General features: G+C 39.2%; 17 protein-coding genes. 9 read left to right on the top strand and 8 right to left on the bottom strand.

Going from position 1 to position 18,105, the window contains the following annotated elements; translation table 11 throughout:
* Positions 1 to 139: 139 nt before the first annotated feature.
* The 3 genes from EDC37_RS07005 to EDC37_RS07015 all read right to left on the bottom strand — a co-directional run bounded on the left by EDC37_RS07005 (position 140) and on the right by EDC37_RS07015 (position 2,732).
* Entirely contained in the window at positions 140 to 976 is an 837-nt protein-coding gene (locus tag EDC37_RS07005; protein ID WP_279388546.1) for a MetQ/NlpA family ABC transporter substrate-binding protein, read from the bottom strand.
* 72 nt (positions 977 to 1,048) lie between these two features.
* Entirely contained in the window at positions 1,049 to 1,702 is a 654-nt protein-coding gene (locus EDC37_RS07010; RefSeq protein ID WP_132549540.1) for a methionine ABC transporter permease, read from the bottom strand.
* Complete coding sequence (locus EDC37_RS07015; RefSeq protein WP_132549543.1) at positions 1,671 to 2,732, bottom strand: methionine ABC transporter ATP-binding protein; 1,062 nt, start codon at positions 2,730 to 2,732, stop codon at positions 1,671 to 1,673. The genes EDC37_RS07010 and EDC37_RS07015 overlap by 32 nt, the downstream gene beginning before the upstream one ends.
* 228 nt (positions 2,733 to 2,960) lie before the next feature.
* On the opposite strand from EDC37_RS07015, the gene EDC37_RS07020 reads away from it, so the two are divergent.
* Positions 2,961 to 3,359: a nitrous oxide-stimulated promoter family protein gene (locus tag EDC37_RS07020; RefSeq protein WP_132549546.1), complete on the top strand. Its 399-nt coding sequence runs from the start codon at positions 2,961 to 2,963 to the stop codon at positions 3,357 to 3,359.
* Between the two features lie 51 nt (positions 3,360 to 3,410).
* On the opposite strand, the gene EDC37_RS07025 is transcribed toward EDC37_RS07020, so the two are convergent.
* A complete protein-coding gene (locus EDC37_RS07025; RefSeq protein WP_132549549.1) occupies positions 3,411 to 4,220 on the bottom strand; it encodes an amino acid ABC transporter substrate-binding protein in 810 nt (269 codons plus the stop codon).
* 105 nt (positions 4,221 to 4,325) lie between these two features.
* On the opposite strand from EDC37_RS07025, the gene EDC37_RS07030 reads away from it, so the two are divergent.
* The 3 genes from EDC37_RS07030 (at position 4,326) to EDC37_RS07040 (ending at position 6,341) form a co-directional block, all read left to right on the top strand.
* Positions 4,326 to 4,847, top strand: a complete 522-nt coding sequence (locus EDC37_RS07030) for a hypothetical protein (RefSeq protein WP_132549552.1) — start codon at positions 4,326 to 4,328, stop codon at positions 4,845 to 4,847.
* Positions 4,848 to 4,922: 75 nt separating this feature from the next.
* On the top strand, positions 4,923 to 5,567 hold the full coding sequence (locus EDC37_RS07035) for an amino acid ABC transporter permease (protein ID WP_132549555.1): 645 nt from the start codon (positions 4,923 to 4,925) through the stop codon (positions 5,565 to 5,567).
* Between the two features lie 3 nt (positions 5,568 to 5,570).
* A complete protein-coding gene (locus EDC37_RS07040; protein ID WP_132549558.1) occupies positions 5,571 to 6,341 on the top strand; it encodes an amino acid ABC transporter ATP-binding protein in 771 nt (256 codons plus the stop codon).
* A gap of 77 nt (positions 6,342 to 6,418) precedes the next feature.
* On the opposite strand, the gene EDC37_RS07045 is transcribed toward EDC37_RS07040, so the two are convergent.
* Positions 6,419 to 7,066: a hypothetical protein gene (locus tag EDC37_RS07045; RefSeq protein ID WP_132549561.1), complete on the bottom strand. Its 648-nt coding sequence runs from the start codon at positions 7,064 to 7,066 to the stop codon at positions 6,419 to 6,421.
* Between the two features lie 365 nt (positions 7,067 to 7,431).
* On the opposite strand from EDC37_RS07045, the gene EDC37_RS07050 reads away from it, so the two are divergent.
* The 5 genes from EDC37_RS07050 (at position 7,432) to nrdG (ending at position 13,035) form a co-directional block, all read left to right on the top strand.
* Positions 7,432 to 8,736: an NCS2 family permease gene (locus tag EDC37_RS07050; RefSeq protein WP_132549564.1), complete on the top strand. Its 1,305-nt coding sequence runs from the start codon at positions 7,432 to 7,434 to the stop codon at positions 8,734 to 8,736.
* A 25-nt stretch (positions 8,737 to 8,761) separates the two neighbouring features.
* The gene (locus EDC37_RS07055; RefSeq protein WP_231040134.1) at positions 8,762 to 9,571 is read left to right on the top strand and encodes a glucosaminidase domain-containing protein; all 810 of its coding nucleotides are present in this window, start codon (positions 8,762 to 8,764) and stop codon (positions 9,569 to 9,571) included.
* Positions 9,572 to 9,850: 279 nt separating this feature from the next.
* Positions 9,851 to 12,121 carry an anaerobic ribonucleoside triphosphate reductase gene (locus tag EDC37_RS07060; protein WP_132549567.1) on the top strand — a complete coding sequence of 757 codons (2,271 nt, stop codon included), beginning with the start codon at positions 9,851 to 9,853 and terminating at the stop codon, positions 12,119 to 12,121.
* 136 nt (positions 12,122 to 12,257) lie between these two features.
* On the top strand, positions 12,258 to 12,542 hold the full coding sequence (nrdD, locus tag EDC37_RS07065) for an anaerobic ribonucleoside-triphosphate reductase (RefSeq protein ID WP_132549570.1): 285 nt from the start codon (positions 12,258 to 12,260) through the stop codon (positions 12,540 to 12,542).
* The gene (nrdG, locus tag EDC37_RS07070; protein ID WP_132549573.1) at positions 12,529 to 13,035 is read left to right on the top strand and encodes an anaerobic ribonucleoside-triphosphate reductase activating protein; all 507 of its coding nucleotides are present in this window, start codon (positions 12,529 to 12,531) and stop codon (positions 13,033 to 13,035) included. Before nrdD ends, nrdG begins: the two co-directional genes overlap by 14 nt.
* Before the next feature lie 59 nt (positions 13,036 to 13,094).
* Here nrdG and EDC37_RS07075 read toward each other — a convergent pair whose 3' ends face one another.
* From EDC37_RS07075 to EDC37_RS07085, 3 genes are all read right to left on the bottom strand, one after another.
* Positions 13,095 to 15,839 (bottom strand): AAA family ATPase, encoded by a 2,745-nt coding sequence (locus EDC37_RS07075; protein WP_132549576.1) that lies wholly within the window; start codon positions 15,837 to 15,839, stop codon positions 13,095 to 13,097.
* The gene (locus tag EDC37_RS07080; protein WP_132549579.1) at positions 15,839 to 16,969 is read right to left on the bottom strand and encodes an exonuclease SbcCD subunit D; all 1,131 of its coding nucleotides are present in this window, start codon (positions 16,967 to 16,969) and stop codon (positions 15,839 to 15,841) included. The genes EDC37_RS07075 and EDC37_RS07080 overlap by 1 nt, the downstream gene beginning before the upstream one ends.
* 104 nt (positions 16,970 to 17,073) lie before the next feature.
* Positions 17,074 to 17,910 carry a CheR family methyltransferase gene (locus tag EDC37_RS07085; protein ID WP_132549823.1) on the bottom strand — a complete coding sequence of 279 codons (837 nt, stop codon included), beginning with the start codon at positions 17,908 to 17,910 and terminating at the stop codon, positions 17,074 to 17,076.
* Positions 17,911 to 18,105 lie beyond the last annotated feature (195 nt).

Consider the following 18,105-nt stretch of genomic DNA (forward strand, 5'->3'; position numbering starts at 1 on the left):
TAAGCTGGCAGGCTTATTTACAGGTTAGCACATTAGGGTTCACCGCTTAAGCTCTCTGGAACCACGCGACTATCGCGTGGTTTTCTTTTATACAAAAAAAAACGACTGTCCTTTTAGACAGCCGTCTCTAAGCTATTCTTTAAAACGCTGGAACTATAGCACCTTTATATTTTTCTTCAATAAAGTTCTTAATCTTTTCTGATTGCAGTGCTGCTACAAGTTTTTTAATTTCAGGGCGATTTTCATCACCTTTTCTTACTGCAATTATGTTCACATATGGTGATGAGGAATCTTCAATCACCAGTGCGTCTTTGGTAGGCACCAAATCTGCCTGAACAGCAAAATTCGTATTAATTACTGCTGCATCAACATCATCAAGCGAACGAGGCAACTGTGCCGCTTCAATTTCCTGAATTTTAATATTCTTAGGATTATCAACAATATCCTGCACTGTAGCCTTTACGCCTATGCCATCTTTAAGCTTTATAAGGTTAGCCTGCTGTAATAAGAGCAATGCGCGGCCGCCGTTGGTAGGATCATTAGGAATAGCGATCTGGGCGCCGTCTTTGATTTCATCTAAATTTTTTATCTTATGTGAATAAAGTCCCATCGGTTCAATGTGTATTCCGCCTGCATTGACCAGTTCCATGCCATGTTCAGCATTAAAGTTTTCTAAATATGGTTCATGTTGGAAAAAGTTTGCATCCAATTCCTTATCATTAAGTGCCATATTAGGTTGTACATAATCATTAAATTCTGTGATCTGGAGATCAATGCCTTCTTTAGCAAGATCATCTTTTACCTGTTCCAGTATTTCTTCGTGCGGTACAGGAGTCGCGCCAACTTTCAAGACAGTTTTTTCTCCACTGCCCGAAGATGACGAACTATCTGCTGATTGATTAGTATTTGCTCCGCAGCCCGAAAAAACCAGCAACATCATAACAAAAGTAGATAACACAAATAGTATTTTCTTCACACAAAGTCCTCCCTCTATTAATTATAAGTATTTTGCTATCCATTGTACTCCATAATATACCATTTCGCAATATTATTTTTTATTCAACCGCATTGCTATCCGATTGCCAATAAACTGTACAAGTTGTACTACTACAATTAATATCACTACGGTCGCAAGCATGATATCAGGACGAAACCGCTGGTACCCATACCGTATCGCCAAATCCCCAATACCGCCGCCACCGATTGTTCCGGCCATCGCCGAAGCACCAATAAGGCCAATGATGACAGTAGTCAGCTGCGATACAATACTGGACAAAGCCTCCGGTAAAAGGACATGCCGGATTATCTGCAACGGAGTGGCACCAAGGGACTGGGCTGCCTCAATTAATCCGTATGGGACTTCCTTGATAGAATTTTCTACCTGCCGACCGATAAAGGGTATCGCTGCCAGCGTAAGCGGAACCATTGCTGCCGTTGTCCCTATGGAAGTGCCTACAATTATACGTGTAAAAGGTATTATTGCTACTAGCAAAATAATAAATGGTACTGAACGTACTGCATTGACTATACCTGCCAATACCCTATTAAATGCCACACATTCAAGTATTTGTCCCTTAGCCGTCGTAACGAGTAAAACTCCTAATGGTATGCCGATCAAAGCTGCTATGACCATCGATACTGAAACCATATATATTGTTTGTCCCAACGCTTCAAACAAGCGCAGTATCATTTCTTCTGACATAACCGATCACCTCTACTTTTAGTTCTTGTTTTTCCAGCCATTTTCTTGCCATTTCCACTTTCTCTGCACTGCCCTTCAGTCCTATTATCATCCTGCCATAAGGAATCGCCTGGATTTGGTCCAAATCACCAAACAATATACTCGCATCTATGTCTGGTGCATTTTTTATAAGCTGCATAATTACAGGTTCATCTGCCGATTCGCCAATAAAAGTCAAGCGCAGTAAAAGATGTCCTCCCTCAATAGGTTCTTTGGAAACAGGCTGCTGCCTAAAAGCACTCGGCAATTCGTCACTGAGCAGAACACTTATAAATTCACGTGTTATTGCTTGCTGAGGATTTATAAAGACATCTATGACAGGTCCTTTTTCAGCGATCACGCCATGATCAATGACAGCTACTTTCGTACATATATCCTTTATCACTTTCATTTCATGGGTGATTATAACAACAGTTATTTGTAACTCCCTATTTATCTTTTTTATAAGATTAAGTATTGCCTGTGTTGTCTGCGGGTCAAGTGCCGATGTAGCTTCATCACACAACAGGATAGACGGTCCACTTGCCAATGCCCGTGCTATGCCGACGCGCTGCTTTTGTCCGCCAGAGAGCTGCGCAGGATATTGCTGCGCCTTTTGTTCCAGACCAACCAGTTTAAGTAAAGGCATAACTTTTTCCCTAATGGTTTTCTTATCTGTTCCTGCCAGCTTTAATGGAAATGCGACATTTTCATATACGGTAGACGAAGAAAGCAGATTAAATTGTTGAAATATCATACCAATCTTTTTACGCACCGCACGCAGCTGTTTTTCATTCATTTTTGTCAAGTCTTGCCCATCAATTTCCACTGTCCCCTCGGTAGGACGTTCGAGCATATTAATACACCTGACTAAAGTTGACTTTCCTGCACCTGAAAGACCGATAATGCCATAGATCTCTCCCCGGTCAATAGTTAAGCTTACATCTTTAAGTGCTTGTAATGGTCCTGACGAAGTCTCATATATTTTCTTTATATGGGAAAGTTTTATCATTTATTTACACTTTCCTTTCTCAAAATAAATGTATTTGTAATATACATTGTTTATCATAAAAAAAACTTGCTGTCAATGCAACGCCTTATTTCCACCCGCAATTAATCCATAAACGGAATATATGAAAGCCAGCGTCACATTACAGATAGAAGCATTGACTTTAAAGATGATACAACGTAAAATAAATAAAGTTGACCGTAATTATTTTTTAATAAGGATGGAATTATAATGGGAATTTTTTCTCGCTTTTTCAATAAGCGTAACAACAAACAACCGGCACCTATAAAAAATACTGTGCCAGAAGAAAAAAAGACGATAAGAAAAGCTTTCGGCGTATATTGCCATGGTCATCACAACACCAGCGGCAAAATGCTGTGCCCTAAATGCAATGCGCTGCTCATGACAGCCATGACCAAGATTCAGCGTTGTCCATATGGTATAACCAAACCGCTTTGCCATATATGTGAAACACCTTGTTTCGGACAGAAACAGACTATAGCCTTCCGCAAGATAATGAAGAATTCACGAAAAGGCATGTTCCTGCGACACCCCATCATGTTTATCAAGCAAAAGTTGAAAGAATGGGGCTTTGCCTATATGAAACAGAAACAGTCCCAGAAGAAATAAATAAACCGCAGTATCAGCGAAGTATTGCCGATGCTGCGGTTTATTTATTTTTCAATCCTTTTTCGTTATATCTTTACCGAACCACTTCTCTGAAATCTGAGCCATTGTACCATCTTTTTTCATTTCATCTAAAACTTTTTGTACTTCATCCCGCAAGGACTTATTATCCATAGCAAAACCTATACCAAAACTAGTGACATCACCTATGACAATATCACGTGCTTCAAATTTATCAGGATGCTTATTCATATAATACCGGCCGGTTATTTCATCCCCTACAATAGCATCGATACGTCCATTTTCTAAATCCATAAAGGCTGCTATATAGTCAGGATATGCTTTTACTTCTTTAAGGGAATCCTTCAATGCCTGATCCTTATTTAAATTTTCTTCACCGGTAGAACCGCTTTGCGTGCCAACGGTTTTACCTTGTAAATCAGCTAAGGTATTAATGGATGAACCCTTTGTAACAAATAAAATCTGCCGGTTATCCATATACGGATCGCTGAAAAGCATGTTCTTTTTACGGTCTTCTGTTATATCCAAACCGTTCCAAAGCACATCAACACGGCCGCTTTTCAGTTCTGCTTCTTTACTCGACCAATCAATCGGTTTAAATTCAACTTCTCTATTCAAACGTTTAGCAGCTTCTTTTGCCAAATCAACATCAAAGCCTGTTATTTCATTGTTTTCATCCCTAAATCCCATAGGTGGGTAGTTATCATCAAGGCCGACAACGATCTTTCCCCCTTTATCAGAGCTGGAAGAAGATGAAGCGGCTTGGTTCTGGTCTTGCCCGCAGCCAGCCAAAAAAACGGCAGCAAGCATAACGGACAAACACGCCAGTACAATTTTTTTCATTAAAAGTGCCTCCTAAAATATATAAAATACTTGATTTATAAAGTTTTACGCGTAATAATTATATTATAATTTACGTTTTACTTTATTGCAATAAAAAATTACAAAGTGAAACTACGAAAGGAAAGAGAAAATATAAAAAATTTTTTATTTACGCTTGTCCTTGTGGCTTTCTTGCTCGTAACGCCGCTTGCGCATGCTCAATTTATGCAAAATTATGATGAACTGCACGAAGCTTATGCCGTCAGCAGTTGTCTGCATCCTGGCACCCCTTCTATTTCTCTCTACATACAGAAAATTTTCCCGATGGACGGTTCGCCCGTTTTTTACACATTCGCAGCTTATGACAATACTTGGCGAAATCTTTTTACAGTGGATTCATCCGTTACTTTTCTCATTGACGGGCAGTCTTTTTCTCCAAACGCAAGGCTATTTTCACGTCAGCTAAGAACTTTCCCCACTGTCCATAATGCTTCCCGAGTCGAATTTATCTTATCCGACGCACTGATTGCAGGCCTTTCTTATGCACAGGAGGTTTCCATTATTTCCGCTGATGGAAAAATTAATTACAAGCTTCCCCCAGAAGAAATAGACGAACTAAAAAATATCATAAACCAAAATCATTATTGAAGTTAATGCGGTTTCGTTTCTATTCCGCACCAACTTTATTCCAACTATAAAATCTAGTCTTTCAGGAGTAAATTTATGCACAGTATACTTAACACGATCACTTTAATGCTAGAAGGAACCGAAACTACACTACAGATATTTCTTATTACACTCGTTCTTTCCATTCCCATAGGCATGCTGGTTTCTTTAGCCAGGCTTTCACCATTAAAGCCGCTCAGCTGGCTTATGGAAATATACATCTGGATAATGCGTGGTACCCCACTGATGCTGCAATTATTATTCGTTTATTTCGCACTGCCAATGGCCGGCATAAAATTATCTGATATCGCCGCTGCACTGCTGGCCTTTACTTTAAATTACGCGGCATATTTTGCCGAAATATTCCGTGCCGGAATACAATCGATAAACCGCGGCCAATATGAAGCTGCCAAAACATTAGGAATGAGCTACCAACAGACAATGCGCCGCATAATACTACCACAAGTATTACGACGTGTCCTGCCGCCGATAAGCAATGAAACCATCAATTTGGTCAAGGACACCTCACTTATCTATATTTTAGCAATGAACGATTTGCTGCGCGTTGCAAGAACCATCGTCCAGCGTGAATTTGACATGACACCGTTTATGGTTGCTGCCGTCTTCTATCTTATAATGACATTCGTTCTGACATGGATTTTTAAACGCCTTGAAGCACATTACGGGAAATATGAGGTCTGATAAATGGAAAACAATACCACTATGATTCAAATGGATAATATATATAAAAGTTTTAACACTGTTCCCGTTTTAAAGGGAATCAGCTTAGAGGTAAAAAAAAGTGAGGTACTTGCCGTTATCGGTCCCTCAGGATCTGGAAAATCAACATTACTGCGTTGTCTAAATACACTTGAAACAATTGATGACGGTACTATCAAAATAAAAGACGAATACTTGGCAAAAAGTGTAGACCATAAAGCTGTATATGTCGATAAAAAAGCGCAAAAACGCATTTTGGGACATATGTGCATGGTTTTTCAACAATTTAATTTATTTCCGCATATGACCGTTCTTGAAAATCTCTTAGAGGCTCCTATCCATGTAAAAAAAATGGCAAAGACTGAAGTACTTCCCATTGCCGAAGAACTTTTACGCAAAATAGGCTTATTTGCCAAAAAAGATGCTTTTCCCAGCCGTCTTTCCGGTGGGCAGCAACAACGTGTCGCTATTGCCAGAGCACTTTGCATGTCTCCTGATATCATGCTTTTTGACGAACCCACATCAGCACTTGATCCAGAATTAACCGTGGGTGTTTTAAACACCATGCGGCAACTGGCTGAAGAACAAATGACAATGATCGTGGTAACGCATGAAATGGGATTTGCCCATGACGCTGCCAACAATGTCATCTTTATGGCAGATGGAAATATAATTGAAAAGGCTCCTCCGCAGGATTTTTTCAATAATCCACAGGAAGAACGAACCAAATCATTTTTAAAAAATATGCTTAAATAATTCTAGTTAAATATCTAAAAAAAACAGACCGGCTATCATATCAACTGATAGCCGGCCTGTTCTTTTTTCCACAATTGTCACTTACCATTTCCATAAGCCGCAATTATTTCCTTCACTTTTTCTTTTGTTGTTTTTTCTACAACTGCTGGTGCTGGTTTTTTATTTGCCGCAATTCCTGCTGCCTTAAGTTCTTCAGGCCTGATTTGGTCATGCTGCCGCTGCATTAACTCAGCTTTATGTGTCGTTGCATAATCAATGATAGTGTCATAAAAAATCTTATCCAAATTTTTATTTGACATCTTATCAAGGCTATCAACATTATCCTCCGCAACAGTCGCCAGAGGACTCCACCAAATATCCAAATATTCAGCTTGCACATAAGTTACCGTACGCGCACTAAGATCAATGTGCACTACTCCTGCAAATCCCCAGAGATTATTAAACTCACTAATATCTCCGTCGTTCCAGCGTCTCTTTTCTGTTACATCCTGTATTTCTATCCAATCGTACTGTTGCAAAACAGGCACTTCCAAAACATTTGTATCTGCCCAGCCGTCACTACCGATTGCATATTTCATTTCCGCCTTATTAAAATAGTAACCTATTCTTGGGGATGACTGTACCCACTGATATACATCACTTGGTATATCCTGCGCTGCTGCTGTCGGCAAGCTCACTGTCAACAACAAAACTGCTGCTGCAAAAAAGACAATTATTCTATGCACTTTCTTTATCAACCTCCTAAAGGTAACATGCTGATATTATACCATATCATTTATTTGGAAACAAAGCCCCAAAAATCCCTTACCGCAACAGATGCCAGCTTTATCTATGATTACCCTCCAAAACCAAAACTAACAGCGTTAATCTTTACTATTCCGGCAAAGGTTTCAATAAAAGAACTAAATATAAATAGATTTTTCCCCAAGACTTATAGAGGTTTATCCTCGAAGTTTTAAACCAATTTGATCGATTTATTGGCTTGTTACCATATTTCAGCTTGCCTAATTATTCCTCTTTTAGTACAATTAAGAAGTTATAAGATATGTATTATTACTTATCTTTATTATTTTTAGGAGGTTGATTTTTAATGTCTTTGAATGACAAATTCAAATTCACCGAGCGTAATACGACTTTGAATACTGAAATCATCGCTGGTATTACTACTTTCGTAACAATGTCTTACATTGTTATTGTAAACCCAAGTGTCCTGAGCAAAGCCGGTATGGATTTCAACGGTGTATTCATCGCAACGATTTTAGCTGCTATAATCGGTACGCTAATAATGGGCCTCATCGCAAATTACCCTATCGCCATCGCTCCTGGTCTTGGTCTCAATGCCTATTTTGCATTTGTGATAGTTCTTGGTATGGGCATTCCATGGCAATCCGCATTAGGCAGTGTTTTTATATCTTCAGTTGTCTTTCTGCTATTGTCTCTCACTAGTTTCCGACAAGCACTGATAGAAGCCATCCCCCGTTCCTTAAAAGCCGGCATAAGCGGCGGTATTGGTCTTTTCATCGCTTTTATCGGCATGCAGAACTCCCATATAGTTGCCCCTTCTCCTGCAACTATCATAACCCTAGGCAACTTTGCCGAACCAGTCGCCTATATGACTATTATCGGTCTTATTATTACGATCATACTGCTTGTAAATGACGTTCCCGCAGCAATTTTTCTAGGAATGTTGATAACAGCCATAGTTTCTTTCCTCATGGGCTATGTAACATTGCCTGATTCCATTTTCAGCCTTCCTACAGGTTTTGACAATACTTTTATGCACCTTGATATCGCTGGTGCATTTACGCCAAATCTATTTGCAATAATCTTTACCTTCTTCCTAGTAACCTTATTTGACACCACTGGTACCATGATTGGTGTAGCCGAACAGGCTGGTTTAATTAAAAACAACAAATTCCCGAATGTCAGAAGTGCTTTATTGGCAGATGCTTTTGCCAGTACTTTTGGTTCACTGCTGGGCACATCACCGACTTCTGCTTACATAGAATCAGGCGCAGGCGTAGCAGCAGGGGGACGTACTGGGTTTACTTCTGTAGTCGTCGCTATTTTATTCTTCTTTATGCTTTTTCTCGCACCTATCGCCCAAGTATTGGCAGCCGTTCCAGCAATAACTTCACCTGCTTTGATCATCGTTGGTTTTCTAATGATGGGTAGTCTCAACCAGGTCGATTGGAACAATATTGAAGAATCTTTACCTGCTTTTTTTGTCTTATTTTGGATGCCTTTATCCTACAGCATAACTAACGGTGTAGGCGCTGGCCTTATTCTTTATCCGCTCATAAAAATTTTCCGCGGTAAAATACGTGAGGTACATCCTTTACTATATGTATTTATGGTATTATTTATAATACAATTCATTATGATGAATCATTGACATCAGTAAGGAGGATTTGATTTCATTGTTTACATCAAAGAAAATCCTGCCTATCCTTTTTTTAGCGGCAGGATCATTTTCAATCATTCCTACAAGCAGCTGCTTTGCCAGTAAGTTTGCTGCTCCCCAGCATGACAGTAAAGCAAATACTGTTGTGACTATCAACGCTGACCAAGCGCACGTACAACAGACGCACATACAACAACCTCAACAGGCGTCCGATCAACAAACTGTTTCTGGAAGAATCCAAAAGATCTTGGATGATTACAACAAAAAAGATACAGCTACGGCTCCTGTTAATCCTATCCTGCCAAATAATGGTCTGGCCGGTTCTTATTCCATTCTTGGCAGTGCAGTGGCGACCCCTGAACAATGCGTTAGATATTTGTTGCGTGAAAACCCTAAACCTGAAATTACAGTCTCACCGCAGGAATTGGTTTCTTATTATTACCAAGAGGGCAGCAAAGAAGGCGTACGTCCTGATATAGCCTTTGCGCAAGCGATTGTAGAAACTGGCTTTTTCCGCTACGGCGGTACAGTTACTCCCGACCAAAACAATTACTGTGGTCTGGGAACAACTAACACGGTTGTCAAAGGTGCCTATTTCGCAACTCCAGAACTAGGTGTCAGAGCGCATATCCAACATTTATTGGCCTATGCGTCCGATATGCCACCACAGGCGCCTATTGTTGATCCCCGCTATTCATTGGTTAGATCCATCTATCAGCAACATACTCTGACCTCATGGCAGGACCTAAACGGCCGATGGGCTGTTCCAGGTGATACATATGGACAAAATATTCTTAGGATATACAATGCCATATTAAATTCCTAAAAGTTAATTTAATTAACTGATCAATAGCCCTGATAAAAACACCGCCAATACAAAAATATTATTGGCGGTATTTTTATGCTATAATAAGTGCTTGTGATACGGATACGTTCTTTTTCCTTCTTCTTACTTCATTTTCCATATGTTGTGCTTTCATTGACACAAAGATCTATATATAGTATAATTTCTTTCGTATTAAGTCACATTTTTTATCGCAGCCAGACACTTTCTAAATGTTTAATACCCCATTTGCAATCGAAATAAAATGAACGGGAGTAAAAAATGACTACTACAATTTCAATTAAAAAACGTACAGGCGACATCGTTGATTTTGATGCCCAAAAAATTTTCAATGCAATAAAAAAAGCCAATTTAGAATCTATCGATGATACCTTTTCGCAAGAAAAATTGCATAGCCTGACACAAAAAGTCATAGACGCTATAACTGCTTTTGCAATTCCTTCTGTCGAACAAATCCAAGACGCTGTAGAACGCGTATTGATCGCTGATAATTCGGCCAGTACAGCAAAAGCGTACATATTATATCGCGCCGAACATACTAAAATACGTGAAGCAAAAGTAAATTTGATGGATATTTATCGTGAACTTACCTTTAAGCAAGCTAAAGATGCTGATTTAAAAAGAGAAAATGCCAACATAGATGCCGATACAGCCATGGGCACTATGCTTAAATATGGTTCCGAAGGATCAAAATACTTTATTGATAACTATATTCTCCCAAAAGATATAGCCGTTGCCCATGTTGATGGAGATATACACATCCACGACATGGATTTTTATATGCTTACCGAAACCTGCTGCCAAATCGACTTGCTGAAATTATTTCACAATGGTTTTTCCACAGGACATGGAGCACTGCGTGAACCTAATGACATTCGCTCTTATGCTGCTCTTGCCTGCATTGCTATCCAGGCAAACCAAAATGAAATGCATGGTGGCCAGGCTGTTCCCAATTTTGAATATTCCATGGCACCCGGTGTAGGCAAGACTTTTATAAAACAATATTATAAAGCATTAACCCAATACCTCATCATAACTTTGGATGAAACTGAAGATGATTCACGGGCACTCGTCCAGAAAATAAAACAAGCCGTCCAGCCGAAGATTACAATGGCTTCTGCTGATGCTTTCGGCAATCATTTAATAAAGTTTTTTAATGACTATCATCAAGAAGCTTTATTTGCTCCCATTCCTCTCGATATAATCAAGGCAGCACACAGTTATGCCGTAAAGACGGCCATTTCCGAAACTGACGCCGCGACTTATCAGGCAATGGAAGCATTTATCCACAATTTGAATACAATGAATTCGCGCGCCGGTGCCCAAGTACCGTTCAGCTCAATAAATTATGGTACAGATACTTCGCTTGAAGGCCGCATGGTAATGAAAAATCTACTTCTTGCTACTGAAGCAGGCTTAGGCAATAACGAAACACCTATTTTCCCTGTGCAGATATTTAAAGTAAAAGAAGATGTAAATTATAACCCACAGGACCCCAATTACGATATTTTCCAATTGGCCATAAAAACTTCTGCCAAAAGGTTATTCCCTAATTTTAGTTTTCTTGATGCCCCTTTCAATAAACAATATTATAAAAAGGGAGATTATAATACAGAAGTGGCCTATATGGGCTGTCGTACACGTGTAATGTCCAATGTCTACGATCCGCAGCATGAAACTACCTGCGGACGTGGTAATCTAAGCTTTACCAGTATCAATCTACCCCGTCTTGGCATTGAAGCACACGGTGACATTGATAAGTTTTATCACGATCTCGATGCAATGATTGATCTTGTCATCAGACAGTTACTGCACAGATTTAAAATTCAATCTGCCAAATGCGGCCGTAACTATCCGTTCCTTATCGGTGAACATATCTGGCTTGATTCAGAAAAGATATCTCCCGATGATACAATCGGCGATATCTTAAAGCATGGCACTTTGACTATTGGTTTCATAGGTCTTGCCGAAACACTTAAAGCTCTGATAGGTAAACACCACGGTGAAAGCGAAGAAGCACAAAAGCTCGGTTTGGCAATCATTGGCCATATGCGGCAACGCATGGATGAAGAATCAGAACGCACACACCTCAACTTCTCGCTCATCGCCACTCCTGCAGAAGGCCTGAGCGGTCGTTTTGTAAAAATAGATGCTAAAAGATATGGCCGTATTCCCGGCGTAACAGACCGTGAATACTACACCAATTCTTTTCATATTCCCGTTTATTATCCGATAAGCGCTTATAAAAAAATTCAACTGGAAGGTCCTTACCACGAACTTACTAATGGTGGACACATCAGTTATATTGAAATGGACGGTGATCCGCTCAAAAACTTAAAAGCCTTTGAATCCATTATCCGCTGTATGCATGATAATGGTATAGGTTATGGTTCCGTAAACCATCCTGTCGACCGCGACCCTGTCTGCGGTTATACCGGCATAATAGATAATGTATGCCCAAAATGCGGACGCACTGAGGAAGAACATCTGCATCACATGGTCATCCCTCGTGCCAATTGTTTTTGCTGCTAAGCATATAGACAATTATAGTATGTTTAACATTTTATAAAACCAGTAAAAACAGGTTACCACTTATGAACTGGAAAAAGCAAAAGCAATACAACCTCACTAAAATAATAATTTAACAAAAACAAAGGAAGTGCCCACAATGTTAATAAAAGGTATAGAAATTAATGTAAACGGCGTAAACGATATTTCCGAAAAAGAAATAGTAAGCTACATTGACCGCATAGAAAATGAATCTGCCAAAAGATTGAAATCGCTCTCTATAACTGATGGAGGAAATGGTAATATAGCGCTTGACTATAAACTCCGCCCCGCCAAATTTGAACGTATCCGCCGCATTACCGGTTACCTTGTTGGCACTACAGACCGTTTCAATAATGCAAAACGCGCAGAGGAGCATGATCGTGTAAAACATGGTCTCAATTAAAATTGCTGGCACTGTCGATGATTCAATAGTAGATGGGGAAGGTTACCGTTTTACCATTTTTACACAAGGTTGTCCCCATAACTGCCCCGGCTGCCATAATCCCAATACCCATGCAGCTGACGGTGGTGTAACTGTTGACATTGATACCTTATTTGCCAAAATATGCCAAAATCCACTGTTATCTGGTGTTACATTCAGTGGCGGTGAACCTTTTTTGCAGGCAGGCGCACTTGCTGCCCTCGCCGAAAAAATTCACACGCGACCACTTCTTGATATAACCACTTACACAGGTTATACCTTAGAACAACTTACAGCGATGCATGACAGTGATGTCACACACTTGCTGGCAGCTACCGATATTCTCATAGACGGTCCATTTTTACAGGAAAAACGCGACCTGTCATTGATATTTCGTGGCAGCAGCAACCAACGTATTATTGATATGAATGCGACAAGAGAAAAAGGCTGTATTGTCCTAAAAAACTTTGATTAAACATTTATACTCCCCGACAGGAAACAGAGCAGAAACCATCTGCCTTGTTCCCTGTCTTTTTAATTTATTACTTCCGCATAGCTGCCGCTGTACGGCTTTTTGCTGACCCTTATCTGCTTATCTATACGCTGTTTCAGTTCTCCCACATGGGAGATTATGCCTACTAGTTTATTTCCTTCAGCAAGTGAATTGAGTACACTAATAGCATATTCCAAGGACTCTTCATCCAAAGAACCAAAACCTTCATCGACAAACATCGTATCAAGCTGAATACCACCTGCCGATGACTGAATTTCATCAGCTAAGCCCAATGCTAAAGATAACGACGCCTTAAAAGATTCCCCGCCTGACAAAGTTTTTACACTGCGCCGGCTACCATTATAGTGATCAATGACATCCAACTCCAATCCACTCTGACTTCGTAAATCCTGCCCAGCCACTTTCCGTACCAGTTCATACTGCCCTGCACTCATAACCATAAACCTGCTATTAGCGCGTTCTATTATTCTATCGAAATATTTCATCTGAATATATGTTTCCAAAGTAATCTTACTCTTACCACTCTGCATACCGCTTACAGTCTGCGCCAAATCAAGCTGCCAGATATATTTTGCTGTCAAATCTTCATAAATATCCTTCTGCTTAGTAATATCTGCCAAAGCCTTCCCATTAGCAGCCATTCTTATATTAAACACCATCAGCTGTTCTGCTAAATCTGTTTTTTTAGCTAAAAGTCTATCATGTTCTTCCTGTAATTGGGGCAAATCGCCATTACTGCTATTTGCCAATTGCTTATTTAAAGCAGCTAATTTTGCTTTTTCGTTATTTATTAAATTTTCTTTTTCCAAAAAATTTTTCTGTGCTATATCAACATTTTTTACCAGAGAAGCTGCATAACTTTCTTGCGCTTTTAATGCCTGTACGGCTTCTTGCTTATTAGCATAAAGAAGCAATTTTACCTTTTCCGCTTTTTTCCCTTTAATATTTTCTATATTAGCAGATAACACCGCTATTTCCTGTTGCCAAGCTCTTACTTTCTCACCGCTGTCTTCATATTCCTGCTCCAATGCAGGTACTTCTTTATCCAACTTTTCTTTTAAAACAATCTTTTTTTGCAGCTCCAGCAATTTTTGTTGAAGAGCTTTTTTCTCCTCAGCCAATCTTGTGCATAATGCTGCTGTTTTTGCTTTTATTTCACCACGTTCGCAATTTTTGAACAGGTATTGGGCTTTTTCCAATACCTGTTTTTCTATTGCACCCAACTGCCCTTTTAGATCACCCGCCTGCACACTTAGCCTGCTCACTTGTTCATCCAGCCGCTGCCGTCTTTTCTTTATTTCTTCCACTTGCGCTTTTGTTGGCGCCTTTGCTAATAGAACCGCCGGATGTGGATGCTGCTTTGAACCACATACAGGGCACGGCACATTATCTTCCAATGAAGCGGCTATAATTCCAGCTTGCTCATCCAGATACATTCTTTCCATTTTGTCAGCTTCAGCATGTACAAGCAGCTGGGCGGCCTGTTCTTTTTTATATGTATCACGTGCTTTTTTATATTTGAGCAGGATGGCATTATAGTCCTCCGTCTTTACCGCTAAGTCCTGCAAATCTTCAAACTGTTTTTGCAAGACATCTTCCTGGCGTTTACATTCTTCTTTTTGCACCAAAACATTCTGTAAAAGAGTTTGTTGCTTTTTACCCTCTACAATTTTTTCTTTAAGTTTTTTTACCTTTTCCGCTGCATTTTGAGTTTCTTTAGAAAGTATATTAATGCGGGTATTGGCCTTCTTCTCTTCCTGTAAAATATTTTCAAATTCATCATATGCGGGTAAATTATCCTTTATACCTGTTACAACTTCTATTATTTTGGCATATTCATTATCATATTTTTGTTTTATTTGTTCATAATTATCTCTTAAAGACCGTACCAACGATGTATTCTTTTGTATATTTCCCTGACATAAAATCGCTTCTTTACGCATTTTCTCCAAAGAAGCAGCATATCCCAATTTTGTGTTATTTTCGGCTAGCCCTTTATCATTAACATCGATTTCTTTATGTAATTTTTTTAAAAGTTCCTGATCTTCATTCATATAAGCACCCATAGCTGCGATAAAATCGGCTATGATAGGTATGACCGGTAATTCTCTATCGGCTTGCAACTGTATATTTTTCTTATCGTGCTCGATATTTCTTTTTACTGTTTCAAGCTTTTTGGCAGTTTCCTCAGACTCCTTCTTCAGCCTGTCCTGAAGTTTACGGTATAAGCCTGTATTAAAGATCTTGCGGAATATATCACTGCGTTCCTTTGTAGGCGAAAGCAGCAGGCGCAAAAAATCTCCCTGGGCAATCATAGCGATCTGGGTAAATTGTTCCCTATCAAGCCCGATTAATTCCGTCACCGCCTGTGTAACTTCCTTCAACCCGCTTATTATTTCCCCATCCGGCAGGTTTAATACTGCCGCAGGTTTTTCCAGCACCATTTTACTGCCTCGTTTGGCAGGTCGTTCATACTCTGGATTACGCTGTAATCTATAATCCTTGTTTCTATAGTGGAAAATCAATTCCACATAAGTTTCTGTTCCAGCGGTCGCATATTTACTGCGGAACATATTACTTTCACGTACGGAACCGCTGGCTTCACCGTATAAAGCATAGACTAACGCATCAAAAATAGTTGTTTTTCCGGCGCCTGTATCTCCACTTATAAGATAAATCCCTTTTTCTCCCAATTTACTAAAATCAATTTCTACCACTCCGGCATAAGGACCAAAAGCTGACAATATAAGTTTTTTAGGTCTCATCAGTGTTCCTCCCAAATCTGCCTTATCAAGTTTTCCGCAAAATGTTGCTGCTCGTCACTAAAGGTTTTATTATTCTGTAAAAAATAGAAATCTTTCAACATATCAATGGGTTGTTTATGTTCTTGCGTATCCGCTGTGATAATATTATTTGTCTGTGTCCTTTTATTATCATAATTTATTTTCATTATATTCGGATAAATAACCCGCAATTTATTTATTGCATCCGGTATTTCATTCTCATCGGTCAACGTGATTGCTAAATAATCCTGTGTATTGGTTGTTTCATAATTTTTCCGCAAAGTCAGTTCAGCATAAGTCCCGCGCAATTGGCGCATATCGTGCAATGGATGTAAATTTTTGAATTGAATATCTATATTATTTTTTTCTTTAAGCTCCACAATCGTGAGTACTTTTTGATGATTGCATTCAGAAAATGAATATTTTAACGGTGTTCCGGCATAGCGTATCTTTGCGCTTCCTATTTTTTGCGGCCTGTGGATATGTCCTAAAGCAGCATAATCAAACGGCGCAAATATTTCTGCTGAAATATTATCGAGTCCGCCTATACTGAGTTCTTCAGAATCGCTTGTCTGCGCGCCTGTCACAAATTGATGCGCAATTATCACATTTCGTTGTTCGCAGTCAATATGCATTTTTGCTACGGCAATTCTAATAGCGTCATCATACGTCTGAATATTTTCCTCTGGCCATATTTTTCTCGCGTATATTGGTTTTAAAAATGGCAACATATATATATTCACCATACCGTACCGATCATGGATTTTCACGGGCAGCTCTTTTCCCGTAAATACAGAGGTTATATACACGCCGCTCTTCATCAGCAATTCAGTGCCAAAAGACAAGCGCTCTGCGGAATCATGATTGCCGCTTATGATGAATACAGACACATGCATCGCTGCCAACTCAGTGAGAAATTTATCTAAAAGCCGTACCGCTTCAACTGGGGGGAGCGGTGTATCATAGATATCACCAGCAATAAAAACCGCATCCACTTTCTCTTTTTCTAAAAGCGCAATAATTTCCGCCAGCACATATTTTTGCTCTTCAATCATAGAGAAATTATTTATTCGTTTACCAATATGCAAATCAGCCAAATGCGCAAATTTCATAAAAACCTCCATAAAAAAATTCTCATTTCAGCCGCAAGCCCAGCTAAAATGAGAATTTACTTCTTCGCCAAGTAATACGACATCATTCCTTGGACTATATTATATCATGAATTAAAAGGTCTTCTATAGAAGAAAGGGCGGTGGTTTTCATAGCCCATCTCGCGATAGTTCAACACCGCTTCTGTTCCTCCTACGAATAAAATACCACCAGGCTTCAACGCTTTAAAAAATTCCTTATAAAGCTTATCCTTCGCTTCTTCTGTAAAATATATAACAACATTACGGCACAAAATAAGATCAAACCCTGTTTCAAAAGGATCTTTTAATAAATTATGCCGACGAAATTCAATTTTTGCTTTTATAGCTGCACTAACGGCATATTTACCATCATCTGTTTTAGTAAAATACCGCTGCTTGCGGCCGATAGCAATAGCTTTTAATTCATTATCCGTGTAGATACCTTCTTTAGCCTTAGCCAGAATATCGACATCCAGGTCAGAAGCTAAAATGCGGTGACGCGTTCCCGGTGTTTTCTCATCCAATATCATTGCAATGGAATAAGGTTCCGCCCCTATAGAACATCCTGCGCTCCATATATTGAGCTTTGGACTTTTTTGCAATAATTCCGGAATAATGACACTCTCAAGTTCTGAAAACTTTTCCGGTGTACGAAAAAATTCAGACACATTTATCGTCAAATACTCTATGAAAGAGGCAAACTCATCTTTATCCTTGACGGCGAAATCAAAATATGTTGAAAAAGTTTGGTAGCCTTTGCGCATAACGAGATTATTAATTCTTCGTTTCATTTGTGCTTCTTTATATAAATCGAGATCAATTCCTGTTTTATTCTTCAGTTTTTGTTTAAAAATGCTCCAATCTTGTTCATTCACTTGAGTGATATCTTCCTCTCGGTTATTTTTCAGCGTATATATTGGCATTCCCCATGTTTCGTCGATCTGTAAAGCCTTGTTTTTTTTCTGCGCATCCATGCGTATTCATCCTCATATCATATACATTATAAAGCTGCTATCATTTTATCATAAAACAGGCATTAAGAATAGAATGATATTTCCACTTTTAGCGAAAAATTTATTTATCTCCAACTATATAGCTGCTACCGTCTTATTTTAAAT

The organism is Pectinatus cerevisiiphilus (assembly GCF_004341685.1).
Classification (GTDB): domain Bacteria; phylum Bacillota; class Negativicutes; order Selenomonadales; family Selenomonadaceae; genus Pectinatus; species Pectinatus cerevisiiphilus.

Excerpts from the sequence above, each read along its gene's own strand:
- EDC37_RS07010 (WP_132549540.1), bottom strand. The coding sequence starts at position 1,702 with ATGTCAGAAGAAATGATACTGCGCTTGTTTGAAGCGTTGGGACAAACA.
- EDC37_RS07015 (WP_132549543.1), bottom strand. The coding sequence starts at position 2,732 with ATGATAAAACTTTCCCATATAAAGAAAATATATGAGACTTCGTCAGGA.
- EDC37_RS07020 (WP_132549546.1), top strand. The coding sequence starts at position 2,961 with ATGGGAATTTTTTCTCGCTTTTTCAATAAGCGTAACAACAAACAACCG.
- EDC37_RS07025 (WP_132549549.1), bottom strand. The coding sequence starts at position 4,220 with ATGAAAAAAATTGTACTGGCGTGTTTGTCCGTTATGCTTGCTGCCGTT.
- EDC37_RS07035 (WP_132549555.1), top strand. The coding sequence starts at position 4,923 with ATGCACAGTATACTTAACACGATCACTTTAATGCTAGAAGGAACCGAA.
- EDC37_RS07040 (WP_132549558.1), top strand. The coding sequence starts at position 5,571 with ATGGAAAACAATACCACTATGATTCAAATGGATAATATATATAAAAGT.
- EDC37_RS07050 (WP_132549564.1), top strand. The coding sequence starts at position 7,432 with ATGTCTTTGAATGACAAATTCAAATTCACCGAGCGTAATACGACTTTG.
- EDC37_RS07060 (WP_132549567.1), top strand. The coding sequence starts at position 9,851 with ATGACTACTACAATTTCAATTAAAAAACGTACAGGCGACATCGTTGAT.
- nrdD (WP_132549570.1), top strand. The coding sequence starts at position 12,258 with ATGTTAATAAAAGGTATAGAAATTAATGTAAACGGCGTAAACGATATT.
- nrdG (WP_132549573.1), top strand. The coding sequence starts at position 12,529 with ATGGTCTCAATTAAAATTGCTGGCACTGTCGATGATTCAATAGTAGAT.
- EDC37_RS07075 (WP_132549576.1), bottom strand. The coding sequence starts at position 15,839 with ATGAGACCTAAAAAACTTATATTGTCAGCTTTTGGTCCTTATGCCGGA.
- EDC37_RS07080 (WP_132549579.1), bottom strand. The coding sequence starts at position 16,969 with ATGAAATTTGCGCATTTGGCTGATTTGCATATTGGTAAACGAATAAAT.
- EDC37_RS07085 (WP_132549823.1), bottom strand. The coding sequence starts at position 17,910 with ATGCCAATATATACGCTGAAAAATAACCGAGAGGAAGATATCACTCAA.